Here is an 18,622-nt window from a genome sequence, read left to right on the forward strand (position 1 = left end):
CACCAATGATGATTAAATGCGCAATCATTGCTACGGTTGAGGAATGGGAACTGCTGACCGCCACCGGCTCATTGGCGAGCTGCTGCGCACCCGCGAACAAGCCACCGTGGATGAACTCGTGGACGCCACGGGAGCATCGGGTGCCACGATTCGCCGCGACTTGGAGATCCTTGCCGCCAACGGAGTGCTGAAACGCATCCACGGCGGCGCCCGCAGCTTGCTGGCACGCGGCGAGAACCCTGGCTACGGCCAACGTGAATTGGAAGACCACCAAGCCAAGACGCGCATTGCTGAGGCCGTTGACGGACTCATTAACGACCGCGAGCATGTGTGGCTGGACAGCGGATCCACTGCCACGGAGATCGCGCGCCGGTTGGGTAAGCGGGAACTGACGGTGATGCCCATGTCCCTCCACGGCGTCGAGGCCCTGACAGGGCAGCAATCCGGCCGGGCGCCGCAGCTTATCCTTCCCGGCGGCAGCCTCATCGCGGGGGAGCAGTCTTTCCGGGGACCCATGACAGAAGCCAACGTCCGCTCGCTCAGGTTCGACACCGCCGTCGTGACCCCGTGTGCACTCAACCTCAAGGACGGACTGCTGGCCCATGACCTTGATGATGCGGCCGTGAAACGCGCCGGCCTGGAATCCGCAGCGCGCGTGGTTGTGGCCTCCGCTGGCAGCAAATGGAATGCCAGTGCAGTAGCTTTGGTCGCAGCCATGGACGCCGTGGACGTGATCGTGACCGACCAGAAACCATCCCCAGAAGATCTTGCCCGGCTCAATAAACTCTCCGTGGAAGTTGTGATTGTATGACCACCAACACCAGAAGCAGCACCAACGTCAATGCCGCGGCGGTGGCGACGTTCCTGATCTTCGGCATGAACGGGTTGGTGTTTGCCAGCTGGGCTGCACGCATTCCGGCAGTGACGGAGGCGCTCAGCCTGACGTCAGGCCAGATGGGCACCCTGCTGCTCTGCACCGCCGTCGGATCCTTGCTGGCGTTGCCGTCGGCCGGCTGGGTGGTTGGCAGGATCGGCACGGCCAATACGGTTCGTGTGGCGGGCATCGTCGCTGGAGCCGCAGGGGCGGCCATCGCCTTCTCGCTGATGGCCGCCTCTGTTCCGGCGACGGCGATTGCTCTCTTCTTCTTCGGTATCGGCATCGGCCTGTGGGACGTAGCCCAGAACATTGAGGGCGCGGACGTTGAGCACCGGCTCAAGCGCACCATCATGCCGCAGTTCCACGCAGCGTTCAGCGGCGGAGCGTTCCTTGGAGCGCTGATTGGCGCAGGTCTTTCCCAGCTTGGCGTCGGCCTCCCGCAACACTTGCTGGTTATCGCAGCCATTGCCGTTGCCTTGGCGCTGACGGTCCCCAAGTACTTCCTTCCGCATGAGGCCGCAGAAGTTCACGACGACGGCGCTCCGGTTGCGAAGGGACCTTCGGCTTGGCGGGACGGCAGGACGCTGCTGATCGGCGTCGTAGTCCTGGGTGCCACCTTGACCGAAGGCGCGGGCAACGACTGGATCGCGAAGGCTGCTGTGGACGGGCTTGGCGCCTCCGAATCCACGGGTGCGTTGCTGTTCGCGCTCTTCGTCCTGGCGATGACCATCATGCGGTTCTTCGGCGGCAAAGCGATCGACACGTTTGGCCGTGTAAACGTCCTGCGGGCCAGCATGGCGGCAGCGGCTGTGGGCCTGGCGCTGTTTGTCTTCGCCGGTAACGTCATCCTGGCCGGTGTGGGTGCGGCATTGTGGGGCATCGGTGCAGCGCTGGCCTTCCCGATGGGCATGTCAGCCGCTGCGGACGACCCCAAGCATGCCGCTGCACGGGTTTCCGTGGTTTCCACCATCGGCTACGTCGCCTTCCTGGCGGGGCCACCCCTCTTGGGTTACCTGGGCGACCACACAGGAATCCACCTGGCATTGCTGGCCATCGGAGCGCCTATTTTGCTCGCTCTCCTGCTTGCCGGCGTCGCGAAGCCCTTGCCGCCCAAATAGTCCGGCCATCTGCCAAGTCATTCTCTTTGACGCATATATCCCTGAACCGCCACCACATGATCAGGACAACACCGGCTGCCAGGCAAGCGCCGCCAAGTACATCGCTGAGCCAATGTGCCGAGAGGTAGGTGCGGCTGACCATCATGGCCAAGACACCAATGGCAGCCACTAAGGTAACCCACCAACGGCCCATAAGGATGGCCAACACCATGAGGAACGCGGTGGTGGCCGACACATGTCCCGAGGGGTATGAACCGGTATCCGTCAGGACCTGGGCGGCCTGGGGCCTGTCCCGACCCACCACTGCTTTGCCCAGCTGTGTGAGGGCCAGTGCCGTGATGCCGGAGGTTGCGGCAAAGACCGCCCCCATGGGCCGTTGCCAAACCACGAGCGCAAGGGCGAGCACCACGTGGAACGCCAGGATCCCGGCGTAGCCCGCCCAGTTGAGTACCGCGTTCACACCGTCCCAGAACGGTGAGTGCAGAGTGAAAGCGAAGGTCTGCCACGTGGTGTCAACGCCGTTGAACGCAGGCTCGCCCTGCCCGGCCATGATCATGACGCCCGGCACCATGAAGGCGCAGAGAAGCAGCACGGCCGGGACAACCAGTTGCCACCCGGGCTGTTGACGAGGAAGCAGGACACGAATCATCCATTCATCGTAGCCACGGCAGGCTGACGGCATGGGCAGCCCCTCAGTGGGGGTGTGCAGGCGATACTGTGAAGTAATGCGAGGCTTCGTGGGCAAGGCCCCCAGACGAGTTGCACGATTCGACCACTTTCTGGTCCGGGCTGTCTCCAGGCAGCCCCAAGGTGACCATGATGTCTTCTTCAGGAGGCTTTCGTCCGCGGCCACCAAGGGAAAGCTCTGGTTCGGGATTGCGGGAATCATGTCCGCCTTCCCGGGAAAGCCGCGTAGGGCGGCTCTTCATGGAGTGTTGGCCTTGGGCGTTGCTTCAGGCGTCACCAACGTCATCTTCAAGCGGGTACTTCCCCGGCGGCGCCCCCTTCCTGAGCACCTGCCGCTGTTTCGCTTCGTGAACCCGCAGCCAACCAGCTCATCGATGCCCTCCGGGCATTCTGCCTCGGCGGTAGCTTTCGCCGTGGGTGCCGGGATGGTGTCACCGGCACTCGGCGCAGTACTGGCACCCCTTGCCGCCGGGGTGGCCTATTCCCGCGTGCACACGGGGGCCCATTGGCCCTCCGATGTGGTCTTCGGATCGGCCCTGGGAGCAGGCGCGGCGCTAGTGACGCGCAGGTGGTGGCCCGCCAAGCCCGCAGAACCAACGCCCCGCCGGACGCCTGCGGAGGCGCCCGCCATCGTCGAGGGCGAGGGGCTGAGTATTGCGGTCAACGTCCTTGGAGGGTCCTACTCCCCCGAAACCGGCGAGCTTCTCAAAGTTGTATTCCCAAAGGCGTATATACGCGAAATTGCGGAGGGTGACGACGTCGCCGCGGAAATCGACGCCACCGCCACCCGGCCCGGCACCGTTGCGCTGGGCGTGTGGGGCGGGGACGGAACCGTTGGAACTGCCGCCGCGGCCGCCGTCGAACATTCACTGCCGCTGCTGGTGCTCCCCGGCGGAACCCTCAACCACTTCGCCCGCGATCTCGGAACCAGCTCGATCGACGATGCCATCGAGGCGGTGACCAAGGGGCAAGCAGCGGCGGTTGACCTGGGGCATGTAGTGGTGCAGCGTGGCCTGCCCGAGACCCCCGAAACCACGGAACTGGCCATGTTGAATACCGCCAGCGTAGGCGTGTATCCAAATCTTGTTCGTCGCCGGGAGCGACTGCAGCCGGCGATGGGTAAGCCACTTGCCAGCGTGGTGGCATCGCTGCGCACCTTCGGAGTGAACTCGCCCACCACGCTCACCGTGGACGGGGTTAAGCACAAGCTCTGGATTCTCTACATGGGGCGGGGAAGGTTCTATCCCAGCGACCACGCACCGCTTCGCCGACCCGTGCTGGACGACGGTGTTTTCGATCTGCGGATGATCACTGCGGATGAGCCGTTCGCCCGTGCGCGGCTGCTGTGGGCGGTAGTGACCGGCACGGTTGCTGCCTCCAAAGTCACCCACCTGACCGAGGCCACCACCGTCACCGTGGAGGCGATCGGGCAGCCGCTGGTCCTGGCGGTGGACGGCGAACCGAAGCCCGGGGTGCGCAGTGCCACCTTCACCGTGAAACCGCGCGAGCTGCGCGTCTACTCGCCGCTCCCGGCCGACTGAATCAGTGCGGGTCATCCGCGAGGACTACCCTGACCGAACCCTGAATCATCCCTGAGACCGGCGATTTTCGTTCCCTCCATGAGTAGCGTGGTGAGTACATTCAAAACTCATCCGCACACTCATGTGCTCCGAGGAGGGAACGCTTCCATGATCGAAGCAAAAGGCCTGACCAAGGTCTACGGCGAGAAGACCGCCGTCGGCGGTGTCAGTTTCACTGTCCAGGCTGGACGGGTGACCGGCTTCCTGGGTCCGAACGGTGCCGGCAAGTCCACCACCATGCGCATGATCATGGGGCTGGACGCTCCGTCGTCGGGCTCTGTGACGGTGAACGGTGAACCGTTCGCCCAGCACAAGGCACCGCTCCGCGAAATCGGCGCACTCCTGGACGCCAAGGCAGTGCACACGAGCCGCACCGCCTACAACCACCTGCTCGCCATGGCGGCGACGCACAGCATCCCCAAGAGCAGGGTCCGCGAAGTCATTGAAATGACCGGACTGGGCGATGTAGCAAAGAAGAAGGTCAAGGGATTCTCGCTCGGAATGGGTCAGCGCCTCGGCATTGCCGCTGCGCTGCTGGGCGATCCGCAGACCATCATTCTGGATGAGCCCGTCAACGGCCTGGACCCTGAAGGCGTGGTGTGGGTCCGCAACCTCGTAAAGTACCTGGCCTCCGAGGGCCGCACGGTCTTCCTGTCCAGCCACCTCATGAGCGAGATGGCACTGACGGCAGATCACCTGATCGTGATCGGCCGCGGCAGGATCATTGCCGATGCGCCCATCGCCGAAATCATTACCGGCAAAGGCCAGGCACGGACCCGTGTCCGCACCGACCAGCCGGAACGCCTCATGCAGCTCCTGGCCGGAACCGGCGTTTCCGTGGAGGTCCACGAGCGCGAACTCCTCGAGGTGTCCGGACTGGACCCCCGGGGCATCGCAAGGACCGCACTGGAAAACCAGGTCATGGTGTACGAGCTCACTCCGCTTCAGGCAAGCCTGGAAGAGGCGTACATGGAACTGACCAAGGACGAGGTGGAATACCACTCGCACATCACCACCGGGGCCTCGGTTCCCGCCCAGGCCGGAGGGAAATAGACATGAGCACCACCACTATGGACCGTAAGTCCATCCGTAACTCCGTCGGTCCGGGACCGGCATTCCACCGCGTGCTGAACTCGGAATTCATCAAGTTCCGCACGCTGATGTCCACCTTGATCCTCCTGGCCTCCACAGCCTTGGTGATGGTGGGTTTCGCCGCCCTCTCGGCGTGGGGAACCGGCCAGTTTGCCGAGCAGGTTGCCAACGACCCCGAAGCCGCGGCTGCCATGGCCGCCCAGGGCGGAGACCTGGCCGTCAGCATTCCCACCTCCGGCATCTCGTTCGCCCAGCTCATCCTCGGCTCCTTGGGTGTCCTGCTGATGAGCTCCGAATTCACCACCGGCATGGCACGCTCCACTTTTGCCGCCGTCCCCAAGCGGCTCTCACCGTTCTTGGCCAAGCTCATTGTGGTCATGGTCAGCGCTTTCCTGCTGACGGCCGTGTCCATCTACATTGCCGGCCTGGTGTCCCTCCCGATCGTGGATAACTACGACCTCAAGCTGGATCTTGGCAGCTCGCAGTCCGTCAAGCTCCTCCTGGTCAACAGCCTTTACGTGGCAGCAGTAGCAGCCATCGGCATGGCCCTTGGAACCATCGTCCGGAACTCGGCCGGCGGCATCATGAGCCTGGTGGGGCTGCTGTTCGTTGCGCCGATTGCCTTCCAGCTCATTCCCGGCGATTTCTTCAAGGAAGCCAACAAGTACCTCCCCACCAGCACCATCACCCCGATGACCGCCGTCGAGCATGTTCCTGAAACGCTGGAAGCATGGCAGGCCGCGCTGGTCCTGGGTGCCTGGGTTGTTGTACCGGTAGCCCTGGCCATGCTCCTGCTGAAGAAGCGGGACGTCTAGGACGGGTTGCCGTCTAGGCTCAATCCATGACTGAAGCTCCACAGGTGAAGGACGCGTCCACCGCTACGGTGGACGCGTCCTTCGCTGAAATCACCCAGCGCCGCAGGGGCCGCATCCGGCGCTACTTCTACGAACGCCCCCGCGCCATGGATGCCGTGGTGATCCTCTGCTACGTGCTCTTGGCCCTGCCCACCATCATCACTTCCGTCGCCGAGGGCAAATGGCTGGTGGTGGCCCTGCTGCTGATGATCGCGGCTGTACTGATGTTCAGGCGCCGCTACCCGCTTCAAGTGGTGGCCGCCGTCGTTCTTCTGGAGGTCGCGGCCGCCATCCTGAACCCGTGGGGTTCCAACGTCTCAGCGGGCCTGTGGTTTGCGCTGTACGCCGTGGCGTCCATCAGGAAGCGCAGCCTCGCTTTGGTGGTGTTCGTTGCCGCCAGCCTGCCCCTGAGCCTGCTGTATCTGTTCATGTGGACGATTCCCAGCGGCATGGACACCCTCCAGGAGGTCCCGGAGAACTTCCACCTGATCAACAACATTGCCACCGCGGTGACCATCATGTTGTCCAACCTCCTGGCCACTGGCATCGGTATTTCCGTGCGCCAGCGGCGGGAGCATGAGGCCGAGATCGCTGCCTGGGCGGCCCGCACCACCCATCTGGGCAAGGTGACCGAGCGGAACAGGATCGCACGCGAGATGCACGACGTCGTGGCACACTCCCTGACGGTGATGGTCAGCCTGTCGGACGGTGCTGCCGTGGTGGTCAGGAAGAATCCGGAGCGCGCAGCCGAGGTCCTGGGCGAATTGTCCCGGACCGGCAGGACCGCCCTGGCCGACATGCGCCGCGTGCTGGGCGTCCTTCGCGACGACTCGGGGCGGCCGGCGCCGCTCACGCCCCTGGAATCCGGGCACAACCTCTCGAAGCTCCTGGATGGCTTCCGGACCGCGGGTCTGCCGCTGCATTATGCGCACACAGGCCCTGGATTACCGGCCGATCCCGCCTTTGAACTCACCGTCTACCGCATTGTGCAGGAGTCGCTGACCAACGTCCTGCGGTACGGACGCTCACTGAGCCGCGTTGACGTCCAGGTGGCGCGGAACGCCGATCTGGTCACCATTGACGTACACGACGACGGCCGCGGAACCGTGGAGGGCGGCAGCGAACCCGTGGGCAGCCTGGGCACCGGGCAGGGAATCGCCGGGATGAATGAACGCGCCGGAATTTATGCTGGAATCGTTACTGCGGGGCCCAGTAAAAGGGGAGGCTGGGCAGTTCACGCCGAGCTCCGCTGGGCCGGCGACAAGGGGGAATCATGACAGAAGACATCATCAAAGTGCTGCTCGTGGATGATCAGCCACTGCTTCGGATGGGCTTCCGGCTCATTCTGGAAGGCGAGGACGACTTCCACGTAGTCGGCGAGGCATCCGATGGCATCGAAGCCGTGCGCCAAGTAGAAGCACTCGCGCCGGATGTGATCCTGATGGACGTGCGGATGCCCGCCATGGACGGGATTGAGGCAACGCGTCGGATCTCGGACTCCGGGTCCGAGGCGCGGGTCATCATCCTTACTACCTTCGACCTCGATGAGTATGCCTTCACCGGTTTGCAGGCCGGCGCCTCCGCCTTCCTGCTTAAGGACGTTGCACCCTCGGAACTGGTCCACGCTGTGCGCCTCGTGGCCAGCGGCGATGCCGTGGTTGCTCCGCGAGTGACGCAACGGCTCCTGGAAACGTACGTTCGTGGAGGTGCGCTGCCAGGGCAGTCGCCAACTCCCCAGCGGGACCCGTTGCTGGACGATCTCACGCCACGCGAAACCGAGATCCTCACCACCATTGCCGAGGGCCTGTCCAACGCGGAGATCGCCCACAAGTTCTTCCTCTCCGAGGCGACCGTTAAGACCCACGTCCGCCGAATCCTGAGCAAGCTCCAGTTGCGGGACCGGGTGCAGGTGGTGGTTTACGCCTACGAGACCGGGCTTGTGGTGCCGAGCAACCCTGACTACTGAGCGCGGGGAAACGCCGCGGGGACTTGTGGAAGTATCATTTCCTTCGTGGGCCTTTCGGTCGAGGCAGGAGCTGTTGTTCCTGCAGGAGTAGGTGGAAAGGGACACATGGAGCGGGCTGGTCTGGACGGCATCGATCAAAGGATCCTCGCGGAACTGACCAAGAATGCCCGCGTCCCTCACGCCGAACTTGCCGGCAAGGTTCTTCTGTCCAGAAATGCGGTGCGTCAGCGGATCGACCGCATGGAACGGCAGGGCTATATCCAGGGCTACACAGTGGTAGCTGGAGTAGATGCCGAATCACTGGTTTCGGCCTTCCTGATGGTTTACCGCAAGGACAGGATGCGGGGGGCCGACGTCCTGAACGAGCTCCGATCGATTCCGGAAGTAGTCCTGTGCGATGTTCTCAGTGGCGACTTTGACCTCATCGTCCGTGTCGAAGCGCGATCCCTCGGCCGCGTCCAGGAGATCTGGGAGCAGATCGCTGCCCTCCCCGGAGTAAGCGATACCGTGACAGCAATGACGTTGTCCAACGTCATCCGACGGGCTTCGCTGTAGGGATCCCCTGGTTCCGGCGGGCTCCTGTCGCTGCCTCAATGCTGGGTCATTCTGACAAGTGAACGGGCACATCGTCATGCCCGTAATGCAAAGTGTGCGTTATTCGCATTCATAAATGTTTTTAATGACTAAACTCACATGATCTGTGTTACCTTCGTCACTACAAGCGCCCCCACGGCTCCCCGCCCCGGAAGTCCTCGGCGTACCGTTCGCACCTGTCACTTAACGGAGACAAGACATGGAATCTTCTACACCCCTGAAACTGGATCATCCAGCCGATACCCCCTTGGCTCCGCCGGAACCCGGGTTGCGCCGCTCCATGGGACCACGGCACCTGATCATGATCGCTATGGGAGGTGTGATCGGTTCAGGGCTTTTCCTGAGCTCGGGCTACACCATCTCGCAAGCGGGCCCGCTGGGCGCCGTGATCGCCTACTTGGTTGGCGCCTTCGTGGTCTACCTGGTGATGGCATGCCTCGGCGAACTCGCCATTGCCTACCCCGTCTCCGGCGCCTTCCACATCTACGCCTCCCGCTCGATTGGTCCGGCAACCGGCTTCGCTACCGCCTGGCTCTACTGGCTCTGCTGGGCAGTGGCCATCGGATCTGAGTTCACAGCCTCAGGTTTGCTCATGCAGCGCTGGTTCCCCGATGTTGAGGTCTGGGTGTGGTGCCTCGTCTTCGCTGCCATGCTCTTCGGCTTCAACGCTTTCTCCTCCAAGTTCTTCGGGGAATCCGAGTTTTGGTTCTCCATCGTCAAAGTGGGGGCGATCATCGCGTTGATCGTCTTCGGCGGGGCTGCATTGTTTGGATTCCATCCCCTCGCAGAGTCCGGCAACCACCCCTTCCTCTTTGAGAACTTCAATACCTCAGGCGGTCTCTTCCCCAACGGTTTCACCGGTGTCCTGGTCACCGCCCTGGCTGTCTTCTATGCCTTCTCCGGCTCTGAACTGATCGGCGTTGCGGCTGGGGAGACCAAGGACCCTGCAAAGAACATCCCCAAGGCCATGCGCAGCACCGTTATCCGGCTCCTGATCTTCTTTGTGGGCGCTATTGCCGTCATCGCTGCCACGGTCCCCTACGACCAAGTTGGATTGGATGAAAGCCCGTTCGTCACGGTTTTCTCCTCTGTGGGCATCCCGTTCGCGGCTGACATCATGAACTTTGTCATCATCACCGCGCTGTTGTCAGCGGGGAACAGCGGATTGTTCTCATGTGCACGAATGCTCTATTCACTTGCTGATGAAGGACACGGCCCCCGCGCACTCAAGAAGCTGACCCGGCGGGGAATACCCTTGGTCGCCCTTTCCGTCAGCATGGTGGGCGGGCTGGCGTCCCTGGTCAGCAGTGTGGCTGCACCCGAGACCGTCTACCTGGCCCTGGTGTCCATTGCCGGATTCGCGGTGGTGGGAGTCTGGATGTCCATCACTGCCTCACATTTCTTCCACCGGAGGGCATTCATCCGGAATGGCGGAAAGGTGGCTGATCTGGCCTACAAAGCCCCCTTCTTCCCGGTGCTGCCCATCCTGGCTTTCACCCTCTGCGTCGTATCCCTGATTGGCATAGCCTTCGACCCCACCCAGATCGCTGCGCTGTACTTTGGTGTTCCGTTCGTGGCGGCTTGCTACCTGTTCTTCCACTTCCGCTATGGCCCGAAGGCCAAGGCAAAGCGTTCGGCCTGATTCGAGATTGGCCATGCGTCACGGCCGGGCCTCATGCCCGGCCGTGTCGCCGTTTCCGGGGGTCCTCTTCGGCGGGCAGGACGGCGGAAAAATCACGGTCGGGGAACTTGAAGCGGCGAATGCCGCGATACTCGCTGACCTCTACACTGTGTGGGCCAACAGGGCCCGTGTCCTTGCAGCGGACGCCACCGTGTGAGAATGGCGTGAACGCTTGGTGGAAGGAGCGGGATTCGTGGTGGTGTCACCGGAGGCGTCATCCCTGGGCCAGGGTCTTCGCCTTGTCCGTATGGTCACGGACCGCGAAAAGCAGGGACGCCAACTTTTGGGTGTCTCGCAGCTGGCTGCCGGACTGGACATGGAGCAAAGCCGGGTCTCTCGACTGGCCCAGGAATTGTGTGATCTTGGACTGCTGGAACGGGTGGACCGTGGCCCTTTCCGCACAGGACCGCGATTCTTCAGCCTCGCAGCCTCCCTGAACAGTACGTGGGTTCAGAAGTCACCCGCGGAACTTGAAGAACTGGTGTCAGCGTTCGGACTGCGGTCCCGGCTGTCCGTTCGGGAGGGTGTCCGCGTTCTCCTGTTACGTTCGTCAACCAACAACTCAGTCCTGGGTGGCTTCGCCAAACCTGGCATGGTCACCCCGGTGTGGTGCACGGGGTCGGGGCGGGCCTTGCTGTGGGACCACTCGCCTAAGGACATCGGAGCCTTACTCAGGGAAGTTAACTTCATCGGCGTAGGCGGACCCGCTGCAGCGCACACCGCCCCCGAAGTCGTCAATTTGATGGAACGCGACAGGCCAAAGGGCTATGTCCTCGCTGCTGAAGAATTCGAATATGGCGTCTGGGAGCTTGCCGTCCCCGTTCGGGCTGTGGATGGCCGGATCATCGCGGCCCTCAGCGTGCTGGGAAGCCAGTCCACTGTGGAGTCTGCTGCCCCGGAGATCGCCGCTGTTCTTCACTCCAGCGCCCAACGGCTCAGCGGCGGGCCGGGCCTCGAAGCCTAGGCGTCGAACTGGCGTGCGCCTCCGCCAACCCTGGACTCGAGCCAGGTCCGCCAAGAGCCGAGAGCGACGGCGAAGGCCTCCCGCTGGGGCTCCACGCGAATTTTTGGCCCAACTATCTGCAGGGCCGCGGCAACATCTCCCTTGAAGTCCCGGATGGGCGCGGACAATGAGTAGAGGCCGGGTTCGGCTTCTTCATCAACAATCGAGTATCCGCGGACGCGGGCTTTGTTGAGCCGTTCCAGGAAATCATCCACGGAAACCGGAGTGTTGGGGCCATGCCTCACGAACTCCACTGTGCTGAAGATTTTCCGGATTTCCGCCTCCGGGGCATCCCACAGGAGCGCCTGGCCGGCGTCACTGCAGTAGGCGGGGTAGGGGCGGCCGAGCCAGGAACCCACAAGGTTTGCGCTCTCGGGGACTTGCTCGCCGATAGTGACCGTACTGTTTCCGCTCAGTACGCCCAGGAAGCAGGCCTCGTTGGTTTCGGTGGCCAATCCCTCCAAGGCCGTGAGGCCGTCGGTCTTCAGCCGCTGCTCTGTGACCAGTTGGGCGTCCGTCAGGATGGACCAGTCCAGGCAGTACTCGCGTTGGTCCGAACGTGTCAGGAAGCCTTCCTGCTGCGCGCCCTTGAGGCTTCGCGACACCTGGCTGCGGTCTTTGCCGAGGCGGGCTGCGACGTCGGCCACCGTGCCGCCGTCGAAACCTTCCGCATGACGGGCCCCCACCGCAAGAAGGGCCATCATGCCGCGGCCCATGCTGGAGGTCTTTGACATGGATCGATTCTAGCTACCCCGGCCTGCTCAGGCGTCACAGCCCGGCGTTATGGGGACGGCCGGAGTCAGTGGATGGAGAAGACCCTGGCCGGGAAGCCACTGCCCTCGAGCGGTTTTGCCCACGAGGCTATCAAGGCTGCACCGGCCTCCGGGAGATGGTCCAGGGCGGCAAGTAGCTCAATCTGCCACTTGTCCTGGGCCAGGACGTAGGTTTCCAGGCTGAAATCCTGCCGCGATGTGGCCATGCCGGGATCGGTGTCCGTCTGTTCATGGCCGATTGCGCTGACAGATCGCTTTTCGATCAGGTACTCCAAAACTTCCCGCGACCATCCGGGAGTATGGCTGATCCCGGCGTCGTCGACGTTGGCCATGGCAGCGCTGTCCGGCCAGCGGTGGCTCCAGCCGGTGCGTAGGGCCACGAACGACCCGGCAGGGATGTCCCCATTGCGCGTCTCCCAGCCCAGGACGTCCTCCACGGTGGGGGTAGCATCCGGATCGGCAGCGACGCGTTCACTGATGTCCAGGACAACCAACGGCAGGATCATGTCCTCCACGGGCAGTTGGTCGAGGGTCCGGCCGCCCAGGACAAAATGCGACGGCGGATCCACGTGGGTGCCCCACTGGCCCACGATCGAGTATCTGTGGGCTGTGAACCCGTCTCCCTTTTCCAGATCGAAGAGGGTTTCCCTGGTTTCGTCGGGAAAGGCCGGAAAATGCGGCTGCCCGGGATGGAAGGCGTGGGTCAGGTCGGTGAATGTCCGGTTTCGGAGCAGAGGTGCCAATTCCTGCCAAAGGGGTGCACTCATGACGCCACCCGCGTTTCGGCGTGGGCCGCGGAGCTGCTGGAGACACTGAGCGGACCCGAGACCTCGATCACAGGGACTTCCCAAGGGTGGATGTCGACAATCCGTTGTACCAACTCTTGGACAGTTCGGTGGTCAAGGGAATCGTCGAAGTAGGTGGTGAACACAAAAGTAGGGGAGATGGTCCGCTGTCCTACAGCGCCGAGCGTAGGCTTGGCCCCCTCAGCTACCGTGAATCCCTCGAAACCCGCGGAGGACTCGAAGACGTGGTGGTAGTTGCCGAAGCCGCCCAGTTCGGGTGCCGACTCCAGTTCGTTCAGCAGGGAGGCGATGCCCTCGTCGGAGTCGAGGGCGCCAAGGTCGCCAGCGGCCATTTGCTTCATGGTTTCCACGGGAATGGGCCAGTGAATTCGAAGCTTTCGCACTGGTTTCAGTTCAATGTTCATGGCGAGTGACCTTCCGTCATTATGTCCGTTGAGACATCGTGCCACGACGTGACGAGCATTACAAGCATATGAATATGTTTATGTTGCACATATTGCTCGGAGTCTCACAGTCCGGCCACAGCCTTCCCATGTACAAGGCACAGGCCGCCCGCGTTTCATTGAGGCATGACTACTCCTCATCCCAACCACGATCGCGGACTCGAGTTCGATCTCTCTACGCTCCTGAGCAGGCGACGTACTTTGGGCGTCCTCTTCGGTGCCGGGACTGCTGCGGCCCTCGCGGCATGCACGCCCGGTACGGAAGGTGGCGGCGCATCGCCGTCGAGCGCTGCCAGCGCTACGGCCGCAGCGACGGCGACGGAAGGCACGACGGCGGCAGCGTCACCTTCAGCGTCGGCCACCAGCACGGTGACCCGGGCATTTGCTGAATGTGGCGTCGAGATCCCTGAGGAGACGCTCGGGCCCTACCCGGGGGACGGCTCCAACGGTCCCAACGTGCTGGAGGCCTCCGGGGTGGTCCGCCGGGACATCAGGTCCAGTTTCGGAACGTCCACCACTACAGCTGAAGGTGTACCCCTCACGGTGACCCTGACGCTCCTGGACAACGCCAATGGCTGCTCGCCGCTGGCTGGAGCTGCCGTGTACATCTGGCATTGCGACCAGAACGGCAAGTACTCGCTCTACGATTCAGGCTTGGAGAACCAGAACTACCTGAGGGGCGTGCAGGAGGCCGACGCCAACGGCCAACTGACCTTCAGCACCATCTATCCAGGCGCGTACAACGGCCGATGGCCACATATTCACTTTGAGGTATTCGAATCGATGAGTAACACTACCGCTGCCGGGCAGGTGCTGGCCGTCTCCCAGATTGCCCTCACAGAGACGGCGTGCAAGGCGGTGTACGCAACCGCGGGCTACGAGTCCAGCGCCCGAAACTTCCCCAACACCACGTTGACCTCGGACAACGTCTTTGGCGACGACGGAGGTATATACCAACTCGCGACTATATCCGGCTCGGTGGCGGGCGGTTATACGGCCGCGCTGAACGTCACCGTTTAACCCGGTCGGCGCCAACAGCGCGGCTAGACTCGGGGTCATGCCTTCGAATGCCTCCGCAGCAGTTGACCACATCCAGGACCTTGGCGCCTACGTTTCTGCGTCACCGTCGAGCTTCCATGCAGTCCACGAGGCAGCCCGCCGCCTGGACGCGGCAGGCTTCACGGCCCTGGATGAACTGGAGCCGTGGGATGGCGGAGCGGGCACGTTCTACGTGATCCGCGACGGCGCCTTGATCGCGTGGGTAACGCCCGCGTCCGCCGGCCCCACCACTGCCTTCAACATCCTCGGCGCCCACACGGACTCGCCCTCCTTCAAACTCAAGCCGAAGCCCACCACCGGAAAATTCGGCTGGCTGCAGGCCGGCGTTGAGGTGTACGGCGGACCCCTGCTGAATTCATGGCTGGACCGGGAACTGCAGCTGGCGGGCCGTTTGGTCATGCGGGACGGAACCCAGCATCTGACAGCCACGGGCCCTCTTCTTCGCTTCCCCCAGTTGGCGATCCACTTGGACCGCGGGGTGAACGACAATGGACTGCATCTGTCCAAGCAGCAGCACATGAACCCGATTTTCGGTCAAGGCGACCCCGCCGGGGAGGACCTGCTCGGGTTGCTCGCCGATCGCGTTGAGGGTGACGTGGTTGATGCAGCCGAGATTGGCGGGTACGACGTCGTGGTGGCAGACACGCAGGCCCCTGCGGTTTTCGGGGCCAACAGCGAGTTCTTCGCTTCAGGCCGCATGGATAACCTTTCCTCCACCCACGCGGGCCTGGTGGCTCTGATCAGCCATGCAGCGTCAGCTCCAGTGGAGGGCCCTATCGCCGTCCTGGCGGCCTTCGATCATGAGGAGATCGGCTCCAACTCGCGCTCCGGTGCGTGCGGCCCCATCCTCGAAGACATCCTGGTCCGCATCTCGGACGGCCTCGGCGCCTCGGTGAGCCAGCGGAGGCAGGCGCTGGCGGCGTCGTTCTGCGTTTCCGCCGATGCCGGCCATGCCGTGCACCCGAACTATGCGGAAAAGCATGATCCCGCCAACAAGCCGGTACTGAACGGTGGGCCGCTGCTGAAGATCAACGCCAACCAGCGCTACGCCACGGATGCCACAGGTGCTGCCTTCTGGGCCAGGTTGTGCGATGAGTCCGGCGTTCCCTACCAGGAATACGTGTCAAACAACGATCTCCCGTGTGGATCCACCATTGGACCCCTGACTGCTACACGCCTTGGTATCCGGACCGTGGATGTGGGCATTCCCTTGTTGTCGATGCACTCTGCGCGCGAGCTCTGCGGCGTTGAGGATCCGCGGTACCTGGCAACTGTTGTTGAGTTGTTCTTCCGCACCTTCGTCTGACGGGGAAGCCTCAAACACTCATTTCAGGGGTATTACGAAAGTTTCCAATACGAAACCTTGGATGTCTCCAGGTGTACATTTTGTGCACACTCCCCTTTTTGGGGACGTCAAAATGTTCAGCTGCACAGGCAGCGCGATGGTGCAGCAAGCTAGCGTGAGTGAGTCATGTGGTCCGTGGCACACCACGCTGGCCACCCGGAAAAAACTAAAGGACGGCGCAGATCCATGCACGCTGACCAACAACTTTCAAAGTCCCTAAAGCCCCGGCACCTCTCCATGATCGCCATCGCCGGCGTTATTGGCGCAGGCTTGTTTGTAGGCTCGGGCGCTGCCATCCAGCAAGCCGGTCCTGGCATCCTCGTGGCCTACCTGGCTGCCGGCTTGGTGGTCATCCTGGTCATGCGCATGCTGGGCGAGATGGCTGCTGCCAATCCGGAGACGGGCTCGTTCTCCACATACGCTGACAAGGCCCTTGGCCGCTGGGCGGGCTTCAGTATCGGCTGGCTCTATGCCTGGTTCTGGATCATTGTCCTTGGCATCGAGGCAACGGCGGGCGCAGCCATCATGCACCGCTGGGTTCCCGGCGTGGACCAGTGGATCTGGGCACTGATTTTGATGGTGCTCCTGACGCTGACCAACCTTGGTTCCGTGAAGTCCTACGGCGAGTTCGAGTTCTGGTTCGCGTCCATCAAGGTGGCCGCAATCGTCATCTTCCTGCTCGCAGGCATCGCTGCCATCCTGGGGCTCATGCCGGGCGTTTCCGCGCCGGGCGTCGCCAACCTTCTGGACCAGGGCGGCTTCATGCCGAACGGTCCTGGCGCAGTCCTGGCGGGCATCCTCGTAGTGGTCTTCTCGTTCTTCGGCGCCGAAATCGCCACCATCGCGGCCGGCGAATCGGAGAACCCCGTAGACGCCGTCAAGAAGGCCGTGAAGTCCACTGTCTGGCGCATCCTGATCTTCTACATCGGCTCCATCGCCATTGTTGTCACGCTTCTGCCGTGGAACGACGCCTCCGTTGCCAAGAGCCCGTACGTTGCCGTGATCGAGCTCTACGGAATCCCGGGCGCCGGCACCATCATGGACATCGTTGTCCTCACCTCGGTGCTCTCCTGCTTGAACTCCGGCCTCTACACCGCCAGCCGCATGCTGTTCTCGCTCTCCCAGCGTGGAGACGCCCCCAAGTCCTGGATGAAGATCTCCAAGCGCGGCGTCCCGGCAGCAGCAGTGCTGGCCTCCACGGTGGTGGGTTTCATTACCGTTGGCCTGAACTACATCGCCCCGGACACGGTGTTCCTGTTCCTCGTGAACACGTCCGGTGCCATCGCGCTCTTTGTGTGGCTGGTCATTGCGGCCTCGCAACTCATCCTGCGCAAGCGCATGGGGGCTGCGGCCAAGGACCTCGACCTCAAGATGTGGTTCTTCCCGTACCTCACGTGGATCGCCATTGGCGCCATCGTTGCCCTCATTATCGGGATGGTGATCATCGAATCCACCCGTGAGTCGCTCTTCCTGTCGCTGGCGTTGGCCGCGATCGTGGTGGGCATCGGCATTTGGCGCTACCGCAAGCGTGGCGCCGTTCCACCCGAGGCGACCACCCCGGAAGCCGTGGACGCGACGATCGGTGGGGGACCGGCGTCGTAAGCGTCTTTCAGCAGCGGGGCAGCCGGCGTCAACATTCGACGACGGCTGCCCCGTTTCGGTTTAAGGTCACCGCCGTAGGCCTCTTGGCTACTGGGCCAGGCCGATGACGAGGTTGATGGTGACGGCCAGGATGACGGTTCCAAACAAGTAGGACAGCAGGCTGTGCTTCAGCGCCTCCAGCCGGATCGAGTGGTTGCCGAGGTTGGTGTCCGATACCTGGTACGTCATGCCCAGGCTCGTGGCCAGATAGGCGAAGTCCGTGTACTGCGGCGGCCGGTCCTGGTTGAAGCTGATGCCGCCCACTTCACCGCCGGCGCGGGCATCTTGGTTGTAATACAGCTCGGCGTAGCGCAGCGTGAAGAGCGTTTGGACCAGCATCCATGACAGTCCCACACACGCCAGGGCGAGAGCCGCAGAGGACAGGCGGGAACCGGTTCCTTCAGTGTGCGAATTGACGATCACGGCGGCCACAGCAGCAAGGCTGGCCAGGTTGGCCCCGAGAATCAGCAGGTCGGTGACTCCCCGCGACGGGTCCTCGGACGTTGCATGGTGCTGCGTTTGTGCAGGATCGAGTCGCGCGATCACCAGCCAAACCCATGCGACGTAGACCAGGGCGGCCACGGCCCAGCCGACCGCAGGCGCATCCACCCAACTGCCTGAGATGCCGGTAGCGACGAAGGCCGCTGTGCCGGCCAGGACCATGACGACGAAGCGCAGCCGGCTCCGCCTCACCCTGACGTTATCCATGTGCCCACCCTAACCAGTGGGGGAGCTCAAAAGTCGGTTGGGCCTGACGGCTCCGTTTGCCCGCTGCGCTTCTTGTCGGCCTGCAGAATGCCGTCGCGGACGCCTGAGCGGATCACGAAGTACAGGGCGTAGAGTCCGATCGCGGCGAAGACGACGGTCAGGACCAAGGCATTCAGGGGTGTGGCATCCATGGCCACCACCCTAGCGAGGCTCCATCAAGACCTCAGGAATCCACGAATTGCCGTTCTCCGTGTTACTGTCTTTGTCGCTGTCGAGGAGAAAAACGAAACATTGTTTCTCCTGATCACCTTGCGCGGGTGGCGGAATGGCAGACGCGCTAGCTTGAGGTGCTAGTCCTCGAAAGGGGGTGGGGGTTCAAGTCCCCCTCCGCGCAC

The 18,622-nt window shown here is 62.9% G+C and carries 20 protein-coding genes and 1 tRNA gene; 15 read left to right on the forward strand and 6 right to left on the reverse strand.

The genetic code is table 11. The features are described from left to right. Positions 1 to 43 precede the first annotated feature (43 nt). Both ABIE35_RS13245 and ABIE35_RS13250 read left to right on the forward strand, forming a co-directional pair. The gene (locus ABIE35_RS13245) at positions 44 to 811 is read left to right on the forward strand and encodes a DeoR/GlpR family DNA-binding transcription regulator (RefSeq protein ID WP_354515529.1); all 768 of its coding nucleotides are present in this window, start codon (positions 44 to 46) and stop codon (positions 809 to 811) included. Beyond that, a complete protein-coding gene (locus ABIE35_RS13250; protein WP_354515531.1) occupies positions 808 to 1,995 on the forward strand; it encodes an MFS transporter in 1,188 nt (395 codons plus the stop codon). The genes ABIE35_RS13245 and ABIE35_RS13250 overlap by 4 nt, the downstream gene beginning before the upstream one ends. Here ABIE35_RS13250 and ABIE35_RS13255 read toward each other — a convergent pair. After that, positions 1,940 to 2,644 (reverse strand): phosphatase PAP2 family protein, encoded by a 705-nt coding sequence (locus tag ABIE35_RS13255; protein WP_354515533.1) that lies wholly within the window; start codon positions 2,642 to 2,644, stop codon positions 1,940 to 1,942. The two genes, ABIE35_RS13250 and ABIE35_RS13255, sit on opposite strands and share 56 nt — an antisense overlap. 76 nt (positions 2,645 to 2,720) lie before the next feature. On the opposite strand from ABIE35_RS13255, the gene ABIE35_RS13260 reads away from it, so the two are divergent. The 9 genes from ABIE35_RS13260 to ABIE35_RS13300 all read left to right on the forward strand — a co-directional run bounded on the left by ABIE35_RS13260 (position 2,721) and on the right by ABIE35_RS13300 (position 11,413). Then, the gene (locus tag ABIE35_RS13260) at positions 2,721 to 4,223 is read left to right on the forward strand and encodes a bifunctional phosphatase PAP2/diacylglycerol kinase family protein (RefSeq protein ID WP_354515535.1); all 1,503 of its coding nucleotides are present in this window, start codon (positions 2,721 to 2,723) and stop codon (positions 4,221 to 4,223) included. 147 nt (positions 4,224 to 4,370) lie between these two features. After that, positions 4,371 to 5,315 carry an ABC transporter ATP-binding protein gene (locus tag ABIE35_RS13265; protein ID WP_280625159.1) on the forward strand — a complete coding sequence of 315 codons (945 nt, stop codon included), beginning with the start codon at positions 4,371 to 4,373 and terminating at the stop codon, positions 5,313 to 5,315. A 2-nt stretch (positions 5,316 to 5,317) separates the two neighbouring features. After that, positions 5,318 to 6,169 (forward strand): ABC transporter permease, encoded by an 852-nt coding sequence (locus ABIE35_RS13270; protein ID WP_089597045.1) that lies wholly within the window; start codon positions 5,318 to 5,320, stop codon positions 6,167 to 6,169. A 26-nt stretch (positions 6,170 to 6,195) separates the two neighbouring features. Continuing rightward, complete coding sequence (locus ABIE35_RS13275; protein WP_354515538.1) at positions 6,196 to 7,485, forward strand: sensor histidine kinase; 1,290 nt, start codon at positions 6,196 to 6,198, stop codon at positions 7,483 to 7,485. Further along, positions 7,482 to 8,174 carry a response regulator gene (locus ABIE35_RS13280; RefSeq protein WP_354515540.1) on the forward strand — a complete coding sequence of 231 codons (693 nt, stop codon included), beginning with the start codon at positions 7,482 to 7,484 and terminating at the stop codon, positions 8,172 to 8,174. Before ABIE35_RS13275 ends, ABIE35_RS13280 begins: the two co-directional genes overlap by 4 nt. 105 nt (positions 8,175 to 8,279) lie before the next feature. Continuing rightward, the gene (locus tag ABIE35_RS13285; RefSeq protein WP_354231659.1) at positions 8,280 to 8,729 is read left to right on the forward strand and encodes an Lrp/AsnC family transcriptional regulator; all 450 of its coding nucleotides are present in this window, start codon (positions 8,280 to 8,282) and stop codon (positions 8,727 to 8,729) included. Positions 8,730 to 8,967: 238 nt separating this feature from the next. Beyond that, positions 8,968 to 10,410 (forward strand): amino acid permease, encoded by a 1,443-nt coding sequence (locus ABIE35_RS13290; RefSeq protein WP_354515543.1) that lies wholly within the window; start codon positions 8,968 to 8,970, stop codon positions 10,408 to 10,410. 13 nt (positions 10,411 to 10,423) lie between these two features. Further along, entirely contained in the window at positions 10,424 to 10,606 is a 183-nt protein-coding gene (locus tag ABIE35_RS13295; RefSeq protein ID WP_354515545.1) for a hypothetical protein, read from the forward strand. A gap of 36 nt (positions 10,607 to 10,642) precedes the next feature. Continuing rightward, positions 10,643 to 11,413: an IclR family transcriptional regulator gene (locus ABIE35_RS13300; RefSeq protein WP_354515547.1), complete on the forward strand. Its 771-nt coding sequence runs from the start codon at positions 10,643 to 10,645 to the stop codon at positions 11,411 to 11,413. Here the strand turns inward: ABIE35_RS13300 and ABIE35_RS13305 are convergent. The 3 genes from ABIE35_RS13305 to ABIE35_RS13315 all read right to left on the reverse strand — a co-directional run bounded on the left by ABIE35_RS13305 (position 11,410) and on the right by ABIE35_RS13315 (position 13,435). Then, on the reverse strand, positions 11,410 to 12,186 hold the full coding sequence (locus ABIE35_RS13305; RefSeq protein ID WP_354515549.1) for an IclR family transcriptional regulator: 777 nt from the start codon (positions 12,184 to 12,186) through the stop codon (positions 11,410 to 11,412). The genes ABIE35_RS13300 and ABIE35_RS13305 overlap by 4 nt on opposite strands. Before the next feature lie 65 nt (positions 12,187 to 12,251). Beyond that, complete coding sequence (locus ABIE35_RS13310) at positions 12,252 to 12,992, reverse strand: cyclase family protein (protein ID WP_354515551.1); 741 nt, start codon at positions 12,990 to 12,992, stop codon at positions 12,252 to 12,254. After that, positions 12,989 to 13,435: a hypothetical protein gene (locus ABIE35_RS13315; RefSeq protein WP_354515553.1), complete on the reverse strand. Its 447-nt coding sequence runs from the start codon at positions 13,433 to 13,435 to the stop codon at positions 12,989 to 12,991. The genes ABIE35_RS13310 and ABIE35_RS13315 overlap by 4 nt, the downstream gene beginning before the upstream one ends. Before the next feature lie 165 nt (positions 13,436 to 13,600). Between ABIE35_RS13315 and ABIE35_RS13320 the strand changes: the two genes are divergently transcribed. The 3 genes from ABIE35_RS13320 (at position 13,601) to ABIE35_RS13330 (ending at position 17,480) form a co-directional block, all read left to right on the forward strand. Continuing rightward, a complete protein-coding gene (locus ABIE35_RS13320) occupies positions 13,601 to 14,494 on the forward strand; it encodes an intradiol ring-cleavage dioxygenase (RefSeq protein ID WP_354515555.1) in 894 nt (297 codons plus the stop codon). Positions 14,495 to 14,531: 37 nt separating this feature from the next. After that, on the forward strand, positions 14,532 to 15,839 hold the full coding sequence (locus tag ABIE35_RS13325; RefSeq protein WP_354515557.1) for a M18 family aminopeptidase: 1,308 nt from the start codon (positions 14,532 to 14,534) through the stop codon (positions 15,837 to 15,839). A 225-nt stretch (positions 15,840 to 16,064) separates the two neighbouring features. After that, positions 16,065 to 17,480 carry an amino acid permease gene (locus ABIE35_RS13330; protein ID WP_354515559.1) on the forward strand — a complete coding sequence of 472 codons (1,416 nt, stop codon included), beginning with the start codon at positions 16,065 to 16,067 and terminating at the stop codon, positions 17,478 to 17,480. Positions 17,481 to 17,567: 87 nt separating this feature from the next. Here the strand turns inward: ABIE35_RS13330 and ABIE35_RS13335 are convergent, their stop codons facing one another. Next, a complete protein-coding gene (locus tag ABIE35_RS13335; protein ID WP_354515561.1) occupies positions 17,568 to 18,227 on the reverse strand; it encodes a DUF1345 domain-containing protein in 660 nt (219 codons plus the stop codon). Between the two features lie 26 nt (positions 18,228 to 18,253). Continuing rightward, positions 18,254 to 18,418, reverse strand: coding sequence for a hypothetical protein (locus ABIE35_RS13340; RefSeq protein ID WP_354515563.1), 165 nt, complete (start codon positions 18,416 to 18,418; stop codon positions 18,254 to 18,256). A gap of 120 nt (positions 18,419 to 18,538) precedes the next feature. Between ABIE35_RS13340 and ABIE35_RS13345 the strand changes: the two genes are divergently transcribed. Beyond that, positions 18,539 to 18,621 (forward strand) — tRNA-Leu (locus ABIE35_RS13345). Position 18,622: the final 1 nt, after the last annotated feature.

The organism is Paenarthrobacter sp. 4246 (genome assembly GCF_040546855.1).
Classification (GTDB): domain Bacteria; phylum Actinomycetota; class Actinomycetes; order Actinomycetales; family Micrococcaceae; genus Arthrobacter.

Coding starts and splice junctions, on each gene's coding strand:
- ABIE35_RS13245 (WP_354515529.1), top strand. CDS start 44: ATGGGAACTGCTGACCGCCACCGGCTCATTGGCGAGCTGCTGCGCACC.
- ABIE35_RS13250 (WP_354515531.1), top strand. CDS start 808: ATGACCACCAACACCAGAAGCAGCACCAACGTCAATGCCGCGGCGGTG.
- ABIE35_RS13255 (WP_354515533.1), bottom strand. CDS start 2,644: ATGATTCGTGTCCTGCTTCCTCGTCAACAGCCCGGGTGGCAACTGGTT.
- ABIE35_RS13260 (WP_354515535.1), top strand. CDS start 2,721: ATGCGAGGCTTCGTGGGCAAGGCCCCCAGACGAGTTGCACGATTCGAC.
- ABIE35_RS13265 (WP_280625159.1), top strand. CDS start 4,371: ATGATCGAAGCAAAAGGCCTGACCAAGGTCTACGGCGAGAAGACCGCC.
- ABIE35_RS13270 (WP_089597045.1), top strand. CDS start 5,318: ATGAGCACCACCACTATGGACCGTAAGTCCATCCGTAACTCCGTCGGT.
- ABIE35_RS13275 (WP_354515538.1), top strand. CDS start 6,196: ATGACTGAAGCTCCACAGGTGAAGGACGCGTCCACCGCTACGGTGGAC.
- ABIE35_RS13280 (WP_354515540.1), top strand. CDS start 7,482: ATGACAGAAGACATCATCAAAGTGCTGCTCGTGGATGATCAGCCACTG.
- ABIE35_RS13285 (WP_354231659.1), top strand. CDS start 8,280: ATGGAGCGGGCTGGTCTGGACGGCATCGATCAAAGGATCCTCGCGGAA.
- ABIE35_RS13290 (WP_354515543.1), top strand. CDS start 8,968: ATGGAATCTTCTACACCCCTGAAACTGGATCATCCAGCCGATACCCCC.
- ABIE35_RS13295 (WP_354515545.1), top strand. CDS start 10,424: ATGCGTCACGGCCGGGCCTCATGCCCGGCCGTGTCGCCGTTTCCGGGG.
- ABIE35_RS13305 (WP_354515549.1), bottom strand. CDS start 12,186: ATGTCAAAGACCTCCAGCATGGGCCGCGGCATGATGGCCCTTCTTGCG.
- ABIE35_RS13310 (WP_354515551.1), bottom strand. CDS start 12,992: ATGAGTGCACCCCTTTGGCAGGAATTGGCACCTCTGCTCCGAAACCGG.
- ABIE35_RS13315 (WP_354515553.1), bottom strand. CDS start 13,435: ATGAACATTGAACTGAAACCAGTGCGAAAGCTTCGAATTCACTGGCCC.
- ABIE35_RS13320 (WP_354515555.1), top strand. CDS start 13,601: ATGACTACTCCTCATCCCAACCACGATCGCGGACTCGAGTTCGATCTC.
- ABIE35_RS13325 (WP_354515557.1), top strand. CDS start 14,532: ATGCCTTCGAATGCCTCCGCAGCAGTTGACCACATCCAGGACCTTGGC.
- ABIE35_RS13330 (WP_354515559.1), top strand. CDS start 16,065: ATGCACGCTGACCAACAACTTTCAAAGTCCCTAAAGCCCCGGCACCTC.
- ABIE35_RS13335 (WP_354515561.1), bottom strand. CDS start 18,227: ATGGATAACGTCAGGGTGAGGCGGAGCCGGCTGCGCTTCGTCGTCATG.
- ABIE35_RS13340 (WP_354515563.1), bottom strand. CDS start 18,418: ATGGATGCCACACCCCTGAATGCCTTGGTCCTGACCGTCGTCTTCGCC.